The organism is Fodinibius sp. SL11 (genome assembly GCF_052060035.1).
Classification (GTDB): Bacteria; Bacteroidota; Rhodothermia; order Balneolales; family Balneolaceae; genus Fodinibius.
Genome location: NZ_JBPOEA010000009.1, coordinates 14,693 through 32,375, shown reverse-complemented (window position 1 = coordinate 32,375; position 17,683 = coordinate 14,693). Strand labels below are relative to the sequence as shown.

16 protein-coding genes are annotated in these 17,683 nt (G+C 41.9%); 11 read left to right on the top strand and 5 right to left on the bottom strand.

What is annotated here, in order from left to right; translation table 11 throughout:
* Positions 1-111 precede the first annotated feature (111 nt).
* From ACQ76V_RS10930 to ACQ76V_RS10915, 4 genes are all read right to left on the bottom strand, one after another.
* Entirely contained in the window at positions 112-3,393 is a 3,282-nt protein-coding gene (locus ACQ76V_RS10930) for a S41 family peptidase (protein ID WP_441000536.1), read from the bottom strand.
* Between the two features lie 394 nt (positions 3,394-3,787).
* Positions 3,788-4,414, bottom strand: coding sequence for a tetratricopeptide repeat protein (locus tag ACQ76V_RS10925; protein ID WP_441000535.1), 627 nt, complete (start codon positions 4,412-4,414; stop codon positions 3,788-3,790).
* Positions 4,415-4,447: 33 nt separating this feature from the next.
* Positions 4,448-5,098 carry a class I SAM-dependent methyltransferase gene (locus tag ACQ76V_RS10920; protein WP_441000534.1) on the bottom strand — a complete coding sequence of 217 codons (651 nt, stop codon included), beginning with the start codon at positions 5,096-5,098 and terminating at the stop codon, positions 4,448-4,450.
* A complete protein-coding gene (locus ACQ76V_RS10915) occupies positions 5,095-6,261 on the bottom strand; it encodes a DUF3419 family protein (RefSeq protein ID WP_441000533.1) in 1,167 nt (388 codons plus the stop codon). The genes ACQ76V_RS10920 and ACQ76V_RS10915 overlap by 4 nt, the downstream gene beginning before the upstream one ends.
* Before the next feature lie 142 nt (positions 6,262-6,403).
* Here ACQ76V_RS10915 and ACQ76V_RS10910 point away from each other — a divergent pair, with 142 nt between their 5' ends.
* The 5 genes from ACQ76V_RS10910 (at position 6,404) to ACQ76V_RS10890 (ending at position 9,946) form a co-directional block, all read left to right on the top strand.
* Complete coding sequence (locus ACQ76V_RS10910) at positions 6,404-6,658, top strand: DUF883 family protein (RefSeq protein ID WP_441000532.1); 255 nt, start codon at positions 6,404-6,406, stop codon at positions 6,656-6,658.
* Between the two features lie 57 nt (positions 6,659-6,715).
* A protein-coding gene (gene prfB, locus ACQ76V_RS10905) for a peptide chain release factor 2 (protein WP_441000608.1) occupies positions 6,716-7,835 on the top strand; the annotation gives its coding sequence in 2 pieces (ribosomal slippage) (positions 6,716-6,775 and positions 6,777-7,835; 1,119 coding nt in all).
* The gene (gene coaE / locus ACQ76V_RS10900) at positions 7,835-8,422 is read left to right on the top strand and encodes a dephospho-CoA kinase (protein ID WP_441000531.1); all 588 of its coding nucleotides are present in this window, start codon (positions 7,835-7,837) and stop codon (positions 8,420-8,422) included. The genes prfB and coaE overlap by 1 nt, the downstream gene beginning before the upstream one ends.
* Before the next feature lie 49 nt (positions 8,423-8,471).
* Positions 8,472-9,503, top strand: coding sequence for a class 1 fructose-bisphosphatase (gene fbp, locus ACQ76V_RS10895; RefSeq protein ID WP_441000530.1), 1,032 nt, complete (start codon positions 8,472-8,474; stop codon positions 9,501-9,503).
* 41 nt (positions 9,504-9,544) lie between these two features.
* On the top strand, positions 9,545-9,946 hold the full coding sequence (locus ACQ76V_RS10890; protein WP_441000529.1) for a hypothetical protein: 402 nt from the start codon (positions 9,545-9,547) through the stop codon (positions 9,944-9,946).
* Between the two features lie 52 nt (positions 9,947-9,998).
* On the opposite strand, the gene ACQ76V_RS10885 is transcribed toward ACQ76V_RS10890, so the two are convergent.
* Positions 9,999-10,478, bottom strand: a complete 480-nt coding sequence (locus tag ACQ76V_RS10885) for a DUF192 domain-containing protein (RefSeq protein WP_441000528.1) — start codon at positions 10,476-10,478, stop codon at positions 9,999-10,001.
* A 228-nt stretch (positions 10,479-10,706) separates the two neighbouring features.
* On the opposite strand from ACQ76V_RS10885, the gene rimP reads away from it, so the two are divergent.
* From rimP to ACQ76V_RS10855, 6 genes are all read left to right on the top strand, one after another.
* Complete coding sequence (rimP, locus tag ACQ76V_RS10880; protein WP_441000527.1) at positions 10,707-11,168, top strand: ribosome maturation factor RimP; 462 nt, start codon at positions 10,707-10,709, stop codon at positions 11,166-11,168.
* Positions 11,169-11,192: 24 nt separating this feature from the next.
* Positions 11,193-12,446 (top strand): transcription termination factor NusA, encoded by a 1,254-nt coding sequence (nusA, locus tag ACQ76V_RS10875; protein WP_441000526.1) that lies wholly within the window; start codon positions 11,193-11,195, stop codon positions 12,444-12,446.
* A gap of 1,131 nt (positions 12,447-13,577) precedes the next feature.
* Positions 13,578-15,485, top strand: a complete 1,908-nt coding sequence (gene infB / locus ACQ76V_RS10870) for a translation initiation factor IF-2 (RefSeq protein ID WP_441000607.1) — start codon at positions 13,578-13,580, stop codon at positions 15,483-15,485.
* Between the two features lie 25 nt (positions 15,486-15,510).
* On the top strand, positions 15,511-15,888 hold the full coding sequence (gene rbfA / locus ACQ76V_RS10865) for a 30S ribosome-binding factor RbfA (protein WP_441000525.1): 378 nt from the start codon (positions 15,511-15,513) through the stop codon (positions 15,886-15,888).
* A gap of 9 nt (positions 15,889-15,897) precedes the next feature.
* On the top strand, positions 15,898-16,659 hold the full coding sequence (gene truB / locus ACQ76V_RS10860; protein WP_441000524.1) for a tRNA pseudouridine(55) synthase TruB: 762 nt from the start codon (positions 15,898-15,900) through the stop codon (positions 16,657-16,659).
* A gap of 26 nt (positions 16,660-16,685) precedes the next feature.
* A complete protein-coding gene (locus ACQ76V_RS10855; RefSeq protein WP_441000523.1) occupies positions 16,686-17,621 on the top strand; it encodes a bifunctional riboflavin kinase/FAD synthetase in 936 nt (311 codons plus the stop codon).
* The last annotated feature ends 62 nt before the right edge of the window (positions 17,622-17,683 follow it).

The window sequence follows — 17,683 nt, the reverse complement described above, 5'->3', positions numbered from 1 at the left end:
AAGGTAGAAAATTATATGTGCTAATGCTTATTAAGTTTGCCGATTTATTGAATAATAGATCTCAATAAGAAAACCCGGAAATAAGCCGGGCCTTAAAAATATTTGATGGTATCAATTCCATCCTTCGGTTTTTTCAGCACGTTTCCAAAGTGAGGGTGGCGGAGGTTCTTTTTTTAAGGTAACATCATTTTCGTCAAGCAATTCCAACGCTTTTTCAACGGAGCGTTGCAACTGGGGATCATTCCCATTGATGACTGCTTTAGGCTTTTGAAACACTTCGATATCCGGACTCACGCCTTTGCCTTCAACATCCCATTTGCCTTCTGTGTTAAAGAATCCGCCGCGTGGCGCCGTCATCATACCGCCGTCAATAAACGGAGGCACATCCCAAATGCCCACCAGTCCACCCCAGGTTCGGGTACCAACAAGAGGGCCAATATTCTTCTTTCGGAACATGAAAGGTAAAAGATCGCCGCCTGAACCTGCACTCTCATTAATTATCATTACTTTTGGCCCCCAAAGACCAGCCATCGGGGTTGTAAAGGGCGGAAAGTTATCGCCGGTCTTGTTATTGAAATAACCCAGCAGTTCACGGTTCATAACGTCAATCATGTAGTCTGCAGCAGACCCGCCACCGTTATTACGTTCATCAACCACAACACCATCTTTATGTTGTTGGGCAAAGTAGTAGCGGTTAAAGGCTTCATATCCGGCCTGAGAGGTGTTGGGCAACCAAACATAGGCCAGTTTTCCGTTGGACATTTCTTCTACCTTTTGCCGATTTCGTTCTAACCAAGCCCGGGTCCTGAGCTCAGATTCATTTGGCACTGGTGTAACTGTAACGGTATGAGCGCCTTCAATTGTAGGCTCATCATTTATCGTCAAGATTGTGTTGCGATCAGCCGTGCCTTCCAGCAGGCTAAAAGGATTGGCAGGCGGTTGTAACTCTTTACCATTTACGGCCAGCAGATAATTGCCTTCCTGCACATCAATGCCAGGTTGTGCTAATGGGGCATGTAGATCTGGGTTCCAGTTTTCATCCGTATATATTTTTTTGATGCGATATCGTCCATTTGCCTCTTCAAGGTCAGCTCCCAGCAGGCCGATAGAAACTTCATCAACTTCGGGATAATCACCACCAAAATTGAAGGAGTGTCCTACTGATACTTCACCGCCAAGAATATCAATCAAATAACTTAAGTCTGAACGGTGACGGATATGATCGACCCACGGGCGGTACCAGTCATAGATTGTTTGCCAAGGGGCACCGTGCACATTATCGACATACAAAAAATCACGCTGATAACGCCATCCCTCCCGGAAAATTTGGTGCCATTCTTTTTCAGGTTCAACACGAATGCGGATTCCGTTGACATCAATTTCACCATCACCGGGCTTTTGCTGACCACCTATTGTTGATACTATGCCCCAGGTTTCGCCGCTGCGATACAGAAGGTTCTGGCGATCTTGTGAAACCGTAGCTCCCTGAATAGGAGAGAGAAATTCCTCAGATTTTCGGTCCTTAACATTGTATCGATGCAACGTAATTCCGGGTTGATCGGGAACATTCTCTTCATAAAAGACATGGTCTTTGGGTCCTTTGATTAAGTCAGTATAATTTTTTCGGGGAATATTAGCGGATACGATTCTATCTTTTATTCCTTCCGGATCAATTGTTACAGCGGATTCCTCGTCTTCTGTATTGGGATCTCCATTTTTCTTTTTGTCTTTTTCCTGGATCGGTTCCTCATTACTTTCAGGCAGGAATGGAGATGGCGTTTCCTTGTCCAGAATAGCTACATAAAGTCCTCTTGTGGTCGACATATCATACGAACTCATATCCAGCCAGCCGGTATTGAGTCCAAAGTCGGTACTGGATAAAAAGTAGATATATTTTCCACTTTTATCCCAAACGGGGTCAATAGAATCAGCCATGCCGTCTGTAATTTGATACCTTTCTCCGGTTTCTACATTATAGACTTTAATGACATGGTACTGGCTTGGCAAACGTTTGGAATAGGTTATCCATTGGCTGTCGGGTGACCAGTTGGGATGCATTGTTCGGTTCGGATGAGCGTATCCATCAGTATCAATATGCGTGGCGTTGCCCGTGTTGGTATTGACATACCACAGCCGGAAGTGTGTATCAGTGTAGGCGATATAATTTCCATTTGGCGACCACTTGGGTTCAAAGAAAAAAGTTGGCTCAGGAAGATCAATTTTACGGGGTTCTTCAAGTCCTTTTTGATCAGAAATGTAGAGCTGATATTCACCGCTTTGATCCGAAAACCAGGCCACTTTCTGTCCATCGGGAGACCAAATAGGGTATCGATTAGCTGCACCTGAACTTTGGGTAAGATTACGCCAGCTTCCTTTCTCTTTAGGGACGGAAATAACTTCTCCTCGATACTGGAACAGTGCTCGCTCACCGGTAGGCGAAAGTGACGCATTGTCAAGTTCTGCAGGCCGGGCATCTGTCCAACGAGGCCGGGCTTGAGTCATGTCACCCTTAACGTGGATCTCAATTTGTTTGTGATTACCAGTGGATGGATCCAGCTGATAAATATAGCCCCCTTGTTCGTACACAATAACTCCGCCGCCGGAATCAAGATTTTTTACATCAAACTGAGAGTGGAACGTCTGCTGTTCACTTTGGCCGGTTGCCGGATTGTATGACCAGATGTTCATCGTATAATCTCGTTCCGAAAGGAAATAGACCTTATTATCCAGCCAAATGGGATTTATATGCCGTTCTTTATTCGCACGCGGTGTTTGTTGTAGTTCATCTGTGTTGAGGTTGACAACCCAGATAGGTTTGGCTTGTCCACCGCGATAGTTTCGCCACTCAGCATCCGAAAGGCTAACAGGCTGGTACGCAATGTAGGAACCATCATCTGAAATTTCACCGGCCGCAGCTCGGGGAATTTTGTGTTTTTCCGGCAGTTCGCCCTCGAGGCTGACGGTGTAAAATGTAGATAACTGTGTTGGATGTCCTTTTCGTCCGGAAATAAAAAGCACTTGTTCACTATCAGGGGTCCATCCGGTCACCCTGTCCTCGTTGGGATGCCAGGTTAACCGTTTGGCTTGTCCACCTTCTGCTGATATTACATATACATCGGTGTTGCCATCGTATTGGGCCGTAAAGGCAATTTTAGAACCATCCGGTGAAAAGTGGGGATGCGTTTCGCTACCTGCGCCACTGGTAAGCCTACGCGCTTCGCCGCCATTTCGACTGGTAATCCACAGGTCATTGGCATAGACAAACACAATATGATTCTCACTCACTGTTGGCTCGCGTAACAGACGAGTGTTTTGGGCAAAAAGATCCGAAAAGGGGAGCCCTAAAATGAGAATTATAGTGACCCCAAAAAGAGTTCGCATTGTTGATTTCATAACAGAACATATTTTATTATCAGAAAAACGGTAACTGGAGATAAATTTTAGATGCAAATGATTACTGCAAGTTAAATGACTAAGTAAGAATTTCAAGTGGGGCCAACTTGGATCAAATAAATTTTCATTTGCTCTGGCTGTATATTTAACCAGATTAATATTTCTTCCCATAGTGAATCCTCAAAAGCTTCTTTTTAAAATCCAAAGTAGCCAATCAATTTTTCATTGAAGTCAGAGGGGATAGAATTTTGAAATTAGTTTTGGCTGAGTATAGTAAAAAGCAGTTTTTCTACTGATTTGGGTAATCGGAGCATAGTAAACATCTGAAATCCTGTCAAAAACAGGGGGAAGGAAAGGTTTTGATACCGATGGTTCTTCTTTTCTTTTTATTAATTTAGGAGTTTCTCAGGGCCTCTTTGCAAGTTGATAAATCCTTTTTTGCCGGTTCGTAGTCGGGTTCAATTTCAAGGCATTGTTCAAAATAAGAGATGGCCTCTTCATATTGTCCCAGATGTTTTAACAGAAAGCCGATATTATTGTAGGCTTCGTGGAATTCGGGATCCAGTTCTATGGCTTTTTTGTAGCAGCGTCCTGCTTCAATACTGTTATCGTTTCTAAGATGGTGATTCCCTAAGTTGAAATAGCCCAAGGGATCTTCGGGGTTTATATTGGTAATATGTTCAAACAGCTCCCGGGCTTTTTCGACATCATCAGCTAATTCATAGATATCAGCGAGATTATTTAGCGCCGGCACATAATCGGGTTTAATATCGAGTGCATTCATATAATGATTAATTGCCTTCTCAATATCCTGCATTTCGTAAAACGTATTGGCAAGATTATAATGGATCTTAACGTCTTTGGGTTTTTGATCAAGCGCTCGGTGATAATATTCGATGGCTTGCTCGTAATCCCCAAGCATGTGATAGCCAATTCCCAATTCGTTTAGCAGGTCTCCGTCATTGGGCGATTCTTGTAGTTCTTCTTCTATTTGTACGATCTGTTGTTTAATTTTTTTCATAATTGGAAAAGATAAGAAAAGGTATAAATGAACTCATTTTTTATAGGCCTCAATTTTAGTTCCAATAAATAGGAAATAGTTCCAAAGCCCAAAGTACGCATTGTGAAAACTTGTTTCTATGGGTTGAAAGTGTTCTTTTAAAAGAGGATGTAACTCACCGGAAAAATCGGCGTGATTCAATTCCATCCAATGCTTGAACCAAGAAAAGGGGGATGTATGGAAATCAACTACGGCAAGATATCCTCTTGGATTTAAATCATTTTTAAGCGCATCGATAACTTTCAGGTATTTATCCCCCATCATCGTTAACGAATAGGAGAGCAAAATGAGATTGTACTGTTTGTTCCTTAGATCATCTGATTGATAATGCATGTTCTTTAGGATTATAGAAGAATCTGAAATGTTTTCCCGGGCTTTTTTTAGCATATCTGGAGAAAGATCAATACCTGTAATTTCTGCAGTGGGAAACTTATTGCTAAGCCGGACCAGGTTTTTACCAGTACCGCAACCTACTTCCAATATTTGTGAATTGGAGGGCAGGGAAGGAATATGTTCTATCAGCGCATCCCGCCCAAACAAGAAACTCCATCGCGTTGCATCATAAATATGAGAATGGTACCGATAATATTGAATAATATTATTTTCATGGTTTTCATCAACGAATATCTCGGAGGCATTACTCATAAAACGGTGGCGAGATGTGTTGATTCATAAGTTCCCACGCGATCTTTTTGATGTATGGGGATGGTTAGATCAGGGTGGAATTGCACTTTGTCAAAAACAAAATCTGGAAGAAATTCAGGGTTGGGCATGACCGAACGAAATAAAATTCGGGCTCCACTTTTGGCATGGAAAAGGATTTGTCTCCATTCCCTGGCAAGTTTATCAGGTTGCGTAAAGGCCATCCAGTCTTGGTGATCTAATAGTACAAAATGAGAATAGGTTTCTTTACTGTTCTGCAGGGCATGAAAAAGCGATGAGGTATGCGTTTCGATGCGTTGGATGCGGTGCCGTAATACTTGGAAGTGGTCCTCAAGTAGGTAGTTGGGGCAACATTCCTTAGAATAACTTCCCGTTAAATAAACACGCCAGAAGTAGTTGTCTTCAATAGGCAACTCCGTAAATACATGTTGTAATGATTGCCGGATAAATTCCAGTAATCCATCTTCATATTGCTCCTCAATCATTTTCTGTTGGGTTTTAGGGACCCCGAGCATTGCCATTGTTGCGTGACGACGTATTATCCATTCTGAAAACGGATTCCAAAGCTGGGGCTCAATTTCGCGAAAGTAATAAGCTTGTTCTTCTAAGTTATTGGCAGCTAATAAGTGGTTAACAGCCGGTCTTAATCCTTTGCGGTGAATCCTATTATAAATAGTTTGAGCTACTTTTCCTGAAGTGCCACAAAAGTAGAAGCTGCCATGTTGAGATTCTGGGTCAAAATTATGGATGTTTTTATCCCAGAATTGCTGTGATTGTTTAGGTAGGTAATTTCTCAATGTTTGATGATAGATAAGCTGGGCTCCAGATTTCCGACCTTCTCCGAAAAAATCCCACAACAAGGCGTAGTTACCATTTTTAAATAGAGCTTTTTTAAGCTCTAACAATGCATTTTGAGTAGGATTAATATCTACGCACTGTATGTGTTTAATATCATCAAGCAGATAATCCAGGGCATTATCGCCGGCACTGGTAAGCATAAGCATATTACTGTTGGAGTCCAGACCTAACAGCTTTCGATCAATCCGAGGGTCCTCCCAACAGGTATTATACACGAGGTTACGGGAGGTTACGGTTTCAAAAAAGTGCCGTTGTAACTGTTGAACAATGTCTGATATTGATTTCATACAAACTTATAAATACAGCTTTTATATGTAAGGGATATGAATTGGAGTAGCTTCTTTTAATCGCGCAAAAAATATAATTTAAAAATGTGATTCGATTTAGAATTTGTATCTTTGAGTAAACCTTAAATAATACATTACAATTATGGCTGACAAGAAAGAACATTCAGAAGAAAAGAGTGAACCAACCACCGAAAAGAAAAAGCGCGAAAAGATTAAGGGCTATGAAAAATTGATAGATCGCTTGAAGGAAGAGCAGGCCGAATTACAAAATGAGTTAAATAGAGATTACCGGGAAGCTCGGCGTTACGTGCGCACCCATCCCGAAGAAGGTGTGCTTATTGGTTTTATGGGTGGTATTGCTTTGGGATTTATCTTGGGTAAGCTGGGGCGTAAATGAAATCCGTTAATTGAAATTTGAATGTTGAAAAAAGAGTGAGCAGTGAATACAACAACAATAAATTCAGATCATATTAATGAATTATTTGAGCGTGTGGATGCGCTCAGGGGGTATCTTTGACTACGATCAGCGAAAAGTAAATATCATAGAGCTACAAGAGCAGACGCAGGATCCTGATTTTTGGAATGATCCCGACGAAGCCCGTCGAATTATGAAAAAGTTGGATCATGAAAAGAGTATGGTCAAAAGTTGGGATCGGCTGGATGATCTGCGTGAAAGTATTAAGGTCTATCAGGAATTTCTGGATGAAGGAGAAGAGGTAGGCAATGAGTTGGAGCAGGAGATTAAAAAGCTGGAGAAGGGGGTAGAAGACCTTGAATTGCGAAATATGCTGCGCGGTGAAGACGATCATCGCGACGCTATCCTGACTTTTAATCCGGGCGCCGGTGGAACGGAGAGCCAGGATTGGGCAGAAATGCTATATCGCATGTACACGCGGTGGGCAAAAAATCATGATTATGATATTTCCGTGATGGAATATCAGCAGGGGGATGTAGCCGGACTTAAAAGTGCTACGGTGCAGGTTAAAGGGGAGTTTGCCTATGGTTTTTTAAAGGCTGAAAGTGGTGTGCATCGGCTGGTCCGTATTTCTCCCTTTGATAGCAACTCACGCAGACATACCTCATTTTGCTCAGTTTTTGTTTCTCCCGTAGTGGATGATACCATTGAGGTAGATATCGATGAGAGTAAGGTAGAATTACAGCGTTTTCGTGCCAGCGGAGCGGGCGGTCAGCATGTTAATAAAACTGAAACGGCTGTTCGCCTGATTTGGGAGGGCGAACTCTCGGATGGAACAGAGCAGCGCGTAGTTGCCGAGTGTCAACAGGAGCGATCTCAGAAACAAAACCGTGAACAGGCCATGACGTTGCTTAAATCTAAGATTTATGAGTTGGAGAAGCAGATCAAAGAGCGGAATAAACAAAAGCTCGAAGATTCGAAAAAAGATATCGAATGGGGATCACAAATACGTTCGTATGTATTCCATCCCTATAATATGGTGAAAGATCATCGTACTGATTACGAAACTTCTAATACCGATGCGGTTATGGATGGTGAGCTCGATGAGTTTATTAACGAGTACCTGCTTTCCATTTCTGCATCAGATAAAACAGAATAATGGTTACCGTTGGAGTCACCGGAGGGATTGGGAGCGGCAAGTCCACAGTCTGTGATATATGGGCACAGTTGGGTGCTTATGTATTAAATGCTGATGATCTTGCCAAGAAGGTGATGGTGACCAATGCCGAGGTTAAACAGCAATTAATTGATGTGTTTGGTGTTGAATCCTTTTCGGATGATGGAAAACTAAATACAAACCATTTAGCCTCCGAGGCCTTTGAAAAAGGCAGGGTAAAAGAGTTGAATGCTATTGTACATCCCAAAATGCCCGAGGCGGCATCCCAAATAATTAAAGAAGCCGAGGCACAGGGATATGAAGTTTTTGTCTATGAAGCGGCTTTGTTGTTGGAAAATTTAGAGCCCGGATTTCTTGACTATATCGTGTTGGTACTGGCTGATGAAAAACATCGTATCAAGCGCGTAAAAGAGCGGGATAGAAGTTCTGAGGCCCATATACAACAACGCATAGACAAACAGCGGGATTTAAAAAAAGCTACCGATCAAGTGGATTATGTTATCCGTAACAATGGATCACTTGAGGAACTCGAAAAGAAAGCCGAAATTATATATCAGAATTTTATATGAACATCATTCATAACAATCACAAAAAAATGATCAGCAAAAGAGGGAAGGTATGGTAGACCGAAAAACAAATCGCGTGATTACCCTGGAAGAATATATTATTCAGGCTCAGAATAAATTTCCGGGGGCTACGGGGGAGTTGTCACAACTGCTTCGTGATATCGGCTTAGCAGCAAAAATTATATCAAGGGAGGTAAACAAGGCCGGAATTACAAATATTTTAGGAGAAGACGGTACGACAAATGTGCATGGAGAATCTGTTAAGAAATTGGATTTATTTGCTGATAAGCAGCTTATTTCGGCTTTGAATCGTTCAGAAATTACGTGCATGGTGATTTCTGAAGAAAATGATGGCATTGTAGAGCTGGACAATGATGGAGGTAAATATATTGTATATCTGGACCCATTAGATGGTTCTTCCAACATTGATGTCAATGTTTCCATCGGGAGTATTTTTTCTATTTACATGCGTAAAAACTCCGAAACCGAACAACTGAGTGAGGATGATGCCCTGCAATCAGGATTAAAGCAGGTAGCAGCCGGCTATGTCTTATATGGCTCAAGTACGTTAATGGCCTATACAACAGGTTTAGGAGTATCTGTATTTACGCTTGATCCCAGTATTGGAGAATTTATTTTATCGGATGATGATGTGAAAATTCCAGATCATGGAACAATCTACAGTGTAAATGAGGGTAGTTACCATTCCTGGGATGAAGGGCTTAAAAAGTATGTCAAATATTGTCAGGTGGAAGATCCTGAAAGCAGTCGTCCATATAAGGCACGTTATATTGGCTCGATGGTGGCGGATGTGCATCGGACCCTCATTACGGGTGGTATTTTCATTTATCCCAACAGTAGTCAATATCCGAACGGAAAATTGCGGCTGATGTATGAATGCAATCCATTAAGTTTTTTAATTGAACAGGCTGGGGGAATGGCTATCGATGGAGAAGGTCGTATTTTAGAAATTGAACCCGATAGCATTCATCAGCGAACTCCAATTTTTATCGGATCAAAACAGAACGTTTTGAAAGTGAAAGAGTTTCTTGAAGAGTACAATCATCAGGCAATTAATGCGTAGAAGTTGTTCTTTTTATCATCAAGTAGATAATTCGGGCAATTGTGTGCAGTGTAAAAAGTAAAGACGTTAAGCTGAAAAGTTATTTCTTTGTTTTACTTGCTGTACTTCCATTTTTCTTTTTGTTCGGATGCCAAGATATAACAGATCCAAACATTCAAGAAGAAATAAAGTATCTCTCCATAACTAATTCTGAGGTTCTTAAATACCAGACCGGAATATCTGGTGATGAAGAGACCGTTGTAATTACGAAGCAGCCCCAAAATTTTGTGATAAGTACTATCGTTCGTGACTCGACGACCAATTGGGAGGCTGTCTATCAATATAAACCAGAAGGTACCTTCCAAGGAACAGACTATGTTGAGCTCAAGCTTGGTACAGGATTAGGTAGAACAAATGCGGCCCAAAATATAACGTTGATTAAACTGAATATTACCGTCAATTAAAGAGTTGTTTTGCTTCCCTGCTCTATGTTGATTCGTGATTCTGTCTCGTTTTTTAGAAGCTGACTTTTGTCCCCTCCTGAATGTCATGAGCAATACAGAACCCGCCATTGGTTTCTATCACATATTTTGCGGGTTTTTCTGAGCTGAAGCTTTTTTCGGAATAGGGTTGAGCGCTATGATGGATTCGTACAATTTTATAGTCCGCATTGACAAAAATGATATCCAGGGACAGCGGCGTATTAGCCATCCAGAAACTGCGGGGTTGGTTTTCATCAAAAATAAATAACATACCTTTGTCGGAGGGCAAATCTCGCACATCCATTAATCCCTGATTACGTTCTTTATCACTGTCAGCAATGGCGACATTAATTGTTGTTAATGTATCTCCACCGGTAGCTAAGAACGAAACAGACTGTTCATAGCTCAGGGTTCTTCCTTCACTCTTATTGTTTTCCTTTGTTTCTTCTTGTGTGCAGCCCAAAAAACTAAAAGTAAGTATTATAGCAGTTATCAGGGCGAATTCGATTCTCATTTATAGTTGTGATATAAAGTTTGCTGTAATTGTTTTTGTCGGTGTTAGTATACAGAAGTTTAATTAATGCATTCAAGAAAAGTTAACCATTGCTTTCCGGTAGATAAAACATTGGGAAAAGAGTTGCGGGTTCAGTTGTTTTTTAGACGTAATAACGATATCTTCAATTGCTTAAAAGTGAGCGCCGAAAGGTCCTCACTTTTTTTTGTACCTAAAATTAGGAAAACCGTGCCAAACAAAGTCATAAATACTATTTCAGAACTTGCAGAATCAGTATTGTCAACGACTGATTTTTTTCTTGTTGATGTTGAGATTAAAGGTGGAGATACCCCGGAAATATGGGTGTCGATAGATGCCGAAGATCGCGGTGTTAATATGGATGAATGCGCTGAGGTAAGTAATGAACTCGGTTTTTTGATGGACGCGCACGATGTGTTTTCCGGAAGGTATCGGATCAATGTTTCATCGCCGGGATTAAGTCGCCCTCTGATAGATCGTCGTCAATATCCTAAAAATGTAGGACGCGAAGCAAAATTTAAGTTCAAAAAAGACGGTGAGTACACCAAAATTGAGGGTACACTAAAAGAAGTGGATGATGACCATATTGTTGTTGGTTTAGATGACGAGTCAATCAAGAAAATTGCATTTGACGACCTGGTTGAAACTAAAATAATTCCTTCATTTAAATAATTTTAAGCAGACAGGAGCTAACTGATGTCAAACGATATTTCAAAACAGATTATTCAATCTTTCGCCGAGATTGCCAAAGACAAAGATATCAACAAGGATCTTCTTCTTTCAATCCTTGAAGATGTCTTTAGAACCATGATTCGTAAGAAATATGGTTCCGATGAAGCTTTTGAAGTTATTTTAAATGCTGATCGCGGGGAAGTGCAGATTCTCCATATTCGTGAAGTTGTACCTGAAGAAGAACTTACTGATGAGGTACAGGAGATTACGCTTGAAGAAGCCCAGAAGCAGGATCCCGATCTTGAGTTGTATGATGAATATGCACAGGAACTTGATATTCGTGATTTTGGACGGCGCGCTGTAATGATGGCGCGGCAACAGTTGGCTCAGCGTATCCGTGAAATTGAGAAGGATAATGTATTTGAAGAGTATTCTGATCGCGTTGGGGAAATTGTTCTGGGTGATGTCTATCAGATTCGTAATCACGAAATGTTAGTGAACCACAATGGCGTAGAACTTACGCTTCCCAAAGATGAACAGATATACAAAGATCGGTATCACAAAGGAGATACCATACGTGCTGTGGTAAAAGAGGTGAAGCGTTATCACGGGAACCCATCAGTTATTATTTCGCGAACTTCTCCGCTATTTTTAGAGCGGTTGTTTGAGAACGAAATTCCAGAGGTTTTTGATGGAATTATTGATCTTGTTCGCATTGCCCGTGAGCCTGGTGATCGATCAAAAGTAGCCGTAATTTCACACGATGAGCGTGTAGATCCCGTTGGCGCATGTGTGGGGATGAAAGGGGTCCGTATCCATGCTATTGTGCGGGAGCTTCAAAACGAAAATATTGATGTCATCAATTACACTGATGACAAACACGAATTTATTAAGCGTGCATTACAGCCGGCAAAGGTCTTGAGTGTAGAACTTAGCGACGATGGCGAACATGCAAAGGTGTTGGTTCCCGCTGATGAAGTTTCAAAAGCTATTGGAAAGGGCGGGGTAAATATTCGACTGGCTTCAAAACTTGCCAACTGTGAAATTGACGTTTATCGCGAAGTGGAAGAAGAGGACGATATTGATCTCGGCGAATTTGAAATCGATTTTGGCCCTGAAGTTATTGAAACGCTTCACGAAATTGGTTGCGATACCGCTCGACAGGTATTAGAACTGGATGAGGAGGAAATTGTTCGGCGGACAGAAGGTAAGATTACCGAAGATGAAGCCGAGCGCATCATCGATATTATTGCGTATGAATTTGAAGACGAAGAATAATAGAACTTACATTTCCAAGAATCCTGTTTTACCTTATACTAAGGTACTCGATTAGTGTAACAGATAATAACGAACGTACTTTTTCAGAAACAAATATATATGTCCAAGAAGACAAGACGATTATTCAAAGTAGCATCCGAATTTAATGTTTCTACCTCCTCTATCGTAGATTCGTTATCGGATGAGGGCTTTGAAATTGACAATAAACCAAATTCCAAAATTACGCCCGAAATGTACGAGGCGCTGGAAGAGGTTTATGGTGTTGATAAAGAAAAAAGCAAGCAGCACGCAAAGGCGAAAGAAGAGTATGAGAATCGCCGTAATCAAATTCGTGCCAGCCGAAATGAAAGTGTATCTGTCGAAGATTATCTGGAACCTCTTGAAGATGAAGATCTTCCGATTGAGCCTCAGGAAGAGGAAGAAATAGAAGGACTCAAGCCTAAAGAGGAGGAAGAGCCTGAAGCGGAAGTTGAGGAGGAACAACCTGCCAAAGTTGAAACTTCAGAAAAAGAGGAGCCTGAAGTAGAGCAACAAGCTGATGAACCAGAGGTTGCTGATAAAGAAGAGGAAAATGTTGAAGCTGAAGGGGATTCAGAGGACAAAGATGAAGCTGCTGATGAAGATGTTGAAGATGCTCAAGAGGAAGAGGTAGAGACAGAAACAAAAGAAGTTATAGAAGAACCTGGTGACGAAGAGGATACTTCCGAGGAGACCGAAGATGAAGATCTTGAAGCCGATGAAGAAGAGGATACGTCCGAAGAAATCGAGGATGATGAAGATGATGAGGAAGCAGAAGTACAGGATGAGGGGAAAGAGTCTGATGAAGAAGACGAGGATGATGAAGAGTATGAAGATGAGCCGGATGAAGATGAGGAGCAAGGAGTAATCCGAGGCCATGCCGGCAGACTGAAGGGAACCAAAGTTGTGGGCAAGGTTAAAATTGATGAAAGTAAGCCCAAGCGACGAAAAAAACGTAAGCGTAAAAAAGACCGTCGTGAAGAAGATGAGGACGGGTCTAATACTAAATCCTCGAAGCGTGAAAACAAGAAAAGCAAGAAGAAAGATAAGGGTAAGAAGAAGCGTCGCAAACGGCGTGGAAGTCGTGTTGATGAGGAAGATGTAGAACAAAAAATGAAAGAGACGCTGCAAAAAATGCAGTCGTCCGAAACTGTTGGTAGTAAACGTCAGAAGCGTCGCCGACAACGAAAAGAGGAACGCGAGGAAGAAGAACAGTTGCAACAAGAGCTTGAGGAACTTGAAGATCAAGTTATCGAGGCAACTGAATTTATTACGGTCAGTGATCTTGCCGAGTTGATGGATGTGCAAGCCAATGATGTGATTACGACTTGTATGGATCTCGGTATGATGGTTTCCATCAACCAGCGATTAGATGCCAGTACCATTGAGCTTGTTGCCGAGGAATATGGTTATGAGGTTGAATTTATTGATGCCGATGAGGCCATTGAAGAAATTGAATTAGAAGAGGACGATCCGGAAGATCTGCAACCGCGTGCACCTATTATTACGGTTATGGGTCACGTTGATCACGGTAAAACTTCATTACTTGATTATATACGAAAATCTCAGGTCGCTGAAGGAGAGGCCGGCGGTATTACACAGCACGTAGGTGCTTATGAAGTTACTACTGATGATGGACGCCCCATTACCTTTCTTGATACTCCCGGTCACGAGGCCTTCACGGCAATGCGTTCTCGTGGTGCTCAGGCTACCGATATTGTTATTCTTGTAGTTGCAGCTGATGATGCTGTGATGCCGCAAACCATTGAGGCGATCAATCACGCTAAAGCAGCCGGCGTATCCATTATTGTTGCCATTAATAAGATGGACAAGCCTGGTGCTAATCCGGATAAAATTAAGCAGCAACTGGCTGAGCATGATGTAATTGTTGAAGAGTATGGCGGTACAAACCAGGTTGCAGAAGTTTCTGCCAAAACCGGTGAAGGAATTCCTGATCTGCTCGAAAAAGTTCTTATTGAATCTGAATTGATGGAGTTGAAAGCGAATCCCGACCGAAATGCTGATGGGGTTGTTCTTGAAGCTCGCGTTGATAAAGGAAAAGGTATTGTCTCAAATATCTTGGTACAGAATGGTACGCTCGAAGTTGGTGATCCGTTTGTTGCCGGACCATGCTTTGGTCGGGTTCGAGCCATGGAAAATGAGCATGGCGAACGAATCGAATCAGCAGGACCTTCAACACCATTGCAGCTGACTGGCTTTGATGATATTCCGCAAGCAGGGGATAAACTGGTCGTACTCGATGATGAGAAGAAAGCTAAAGAAATTGCAAATCAGCGTCAGCAGATTAAACGTGAGCAAGAGCTTCGTCAATCTAAGCATATGAGTCTTGATGACCTTTCACGTCGTCTTGCACTCGGTGAGATTGAAGACTTGAATATTATTATTAAGGCTGATGTGGATGGTTCTATTGAGGCACTTTCCGGAGCGTTGCAAAAGTTAAGCAACGAGGAGGTTTCCGTTAATATCATCCATACAGGAGCCGGTGCTATTACCGAATCTGATGTGCTTCTCGCTTCTGCTTCCGAAGCAATTATTATCGGCTTTCAGGTACGACCGACATCCAACGCACGAAAAGTTGCCGAGGAAGAAGAAATTGATATTCGTCTCTTTAGCGTTATTTATGACGCTGTTGATGAAGTCAAGGATGCCATGGAAGGTATGCTTTCGCCTGAAATTAGTGAGCGTCTCTATGGTAATGCTGAAGTACGGGAAATCTTTAAGGTATCCAGCGTAGGAACCATTGCTGGATGTTATGTGACGGATGGTAAAATAAATCGCAATAATCCGGTTCGGGTTGTACGCGATGGAGTCGTAATCTATGATGGAGAAATTGATGCTCTCAAACGCTTTAAAGATGATGTCAAAGAAGTGAAAAGCGGGTACGAATGCGGTATCAGTATTGTAAACTACAATGATATTAAAGTTGGCGACGTGATCGAGAACTACGAAGTTGTTGAGGAACGACGAAGTCTCGAAGATGTACAAAGCGACGAAGACTAACGTATTAACCGTTAACTTTTAGATTATGAGTATTCGTACGGAACGACTTGGAGCGGTTATAAAGCGTGATCTTGGCAAGATCATTCAAAAGAGCTATCAACAATCCGGATCATTTATTACGGTAACAAAAGTTGATGTTACACCAGATCTTCTTATTGCCAAGGTATTACTGAGCGTGTATGCCCCCGGTAAGGATGAGGATGCCATCTTTGCTTATTTGGAGGAACAGAATGCAGCTATTCGCAAAGAATTGGCTCAGAAAATTCGTCATCAGGTACGACGTATTCCCGAGCTGCATTTCATCAATGATAAAACAGCCGAACACGTCGAAAAGATGGAAAAGCTGTTTCAAAAAATCCGCAAAGAACGGAAGCAGCGCGACAATAACGCAGATGACGAGTAGAGAACACTGATGGCAAAAGCTATACCGCTTGATGAGCTGCCAATATTTTCCAATCGCAATTTGCCTGACCCTGACTTTGATTACAATGAAGGCGCGGCATTTCTTATCAACAAACCCAAGGGATGGAGTAGTTTTCAGGTTGTTAAATTTTTACGAAAGTGTACCAATATTCGTAAAATAGGTCATGCCGGAACCCTTGACCCGATGGCAACAGGTCTGCTGATCTTGTGTTGCGGAAAAGGAACACGAACCGTGTCAGCATTTCAGGAAGCCGATAAAGAATACGTTGCTGAAATAATTTTCGGGTCTTCAACTCCAAGTCTCGATGCCGAAACCTTCCCTGAAAAACGGGCGTCATTCCAACATCTTACTGCGAAAAAAATTCAGGATGCATTAAAAGATAAGCTTTCGGGATTAATTGTGCAGATACCGCCTATGTATTCTGCTCTTAAGCATAATGGAGATCCGCTATATAAATTAGCTCGAAAGGGAAAAGAAGTGAAGCGAAAGCCGCGCCAGGTCATTATCCATGAAACAAAAGTATTGGAATGTAATTTCCCACGATTAGAATTATACATAAAGTGCAGCAAGGGAACGTATATTCGCACACTGGCTGATGATTTAGCAACCTCTTTGGATACTGCTGGTCATCTTATTGGACTTCAGCGGACCTCCATCGGAAAGTTCAAAAATAGTGAAGCATTAACGGTAGGAGAGATGGAAGATATTTTTTCAATCCATAATTATGCTTCAAATATTGAAACGCACTAATAGAAAGGTTTTAAACCTATAAAGCCATGTCTGAACTTGTTTTTTTAGATGATGTTAAACGTGAAAGCAACACTGTTTTAACGGTGGGCACATTTGACGGCGTACATGCTGGCCACCGAGCTATTATTGACGCGGTGGTTGCAAAAGCAAAAGACCGAGGAGCACGAAGTGTGTTAGTTACCTTTGACCCACACCCCAGAGATATTATCAATCCTGGGGATGGCGGTATCAAGCTGTTAACTACCTTGCAGGAGCGATGCGAAATTTTGGAGGAGTTGGGTATGGATCGCATGATTGTCATTCCTTTTGATCGTGATTTTTCTTTGCTGAGCTCTGAGGAATTTATTCGGGATATCATTCATAAAAGAATTGGAGTAAGTGAATTTGTAATCGGCTATGATCATCACTTTGGCCGGAACAGGGAAGGAACGATAGAAACGATCGAAAGGCTTGGGACCGAACTCAATTTTGATTCCTATGTTGTCTCTGAACACGAGATAGGGGAGAAAACCGTAAGCAGTACTGCGATCCGTAATGCAATAAGTGAGGATGGAAATGTAGAACAGGCTGCAGATTTTTTGCAGCGTCCTTATCGTCTAAACGGGACGGTGGTTCATGGCGATAAGAGGGGTAAAGAAATTGGTTTTCCCACAGCGAACATCAAGCCGGAACATGACCATAAAATTATCCCCAAAGATGGCGTGTATGCCGTAAAGGTTCGTATTAATGGAAGCTGGTTCGACGGAATGATGAATATAGGAACCCGCCCAACCTTTGATGGAAAACAGCGTACGCTGGAGGTGCACATGTTTGAATTCGATGAAGATATCTATGGTAAGGAAGTACAGGTACGATTTTTTAATCGTATTCGGGAAGAAAAAAGGTTTAGCGGGAAAGAAGAATTGATTAAGCAGCTCAACGCTGATAAAGAACAGGCACAGGAACTGCTTAGCAAGCATTAAAATATTGCAAAAAACGGTTTGATCGCTTATCTTTGCTTGCTAATATAAGAACGTTATATATA

Bases quoted from the DNA above. Each gene is read 5' to 3' on its own strand.
- ACQ76V_RS10930 (WP_441000536.1), bottom strand. From the start codon at position 3,393: ATGAAATCAACAATGCGAACTCTTTTTGGGGTCACTATAATTCTCATT.
- ACQ76V_RS10925 (WP_441000535.1), bottom strand. From the start codon at position 4,414: ATGAAAAAAATTAAACAACAGATCGTACAAATAGAAGAAGAACTACAA.
- ACQ76V_RS10920 (WP_441000534.1), bottom strand. From the start codon at position 5,098: ATGAGTAATGCCTCCGAGATATTCGTTGATGAAAACCATGAAAATAAT.
- ACQ76V_RS10915 (WP_441000533.1), bottom strand. From the start codon at position 6,261: ATGAAATCAATATCAGACATTGTTCAACAGTTACAACGGCACTTTTTT.
- ACQ76V_RS10910 (WP_441000532.1), top strand. From the start codon at position 6,404: ATGGCTGACAAGAAAGAACATTCAGAAGAAAAGAGTGAACCAACCACC.
- coaE (WP_441000531.1), top strand. From the start codon at position 7,835: ATGGTTACCGTTGGAGTCACCGGAGGGATTGGGAGCGGCAAGTCCACA.
- fbp (WP_441000530.1), top strand. From the start codon at position 8,472: ATGGTAGACCGAAAAACAAATCGCGTGATTACCCTGGAAGAATATATT.
- ACQ76V_RS10885 (WP_441000528.1), bottom strand. From the start codon at position 10,478: ATGAGAATCGAATTCGCCCTGATAACTGCTATAATACTTACTTTTAGT.
- nusA (WP_441000526.1), top strand. From the start codon at position 11,193: ATGTCAAACGATATTTCAAAACAGATTATTCAATCTTTCGCCGAGATT.
- infB (WP_441000607.1), top strand. From the start codon at position 13,578: ATGAAAGAGACGCTGCAAAAAATGCAGTCGTCCGAAACTGTTGGTAGT.
- rbfA (WP_441000525.1), top strand. From the start codon at position 15,511: ATGAGTATTCGTACGGAACGACTTGGAGCGGTTATAAAGCGTGATCTT.
- truB (WP_441000524.1), top strand. From the start codon at position 15,898: ATGGCAAAAGCTATACCGCTTGATGAGCTGCCAATATTTTCCAATCGC.
- ACQ76V_RS10855 (WP_441000523.1), top strand. From the start codon at position 16,686: ATGTCTGAACTTGTTTTTTTAGATGATGTTAAACGTGAAAGCAACACT.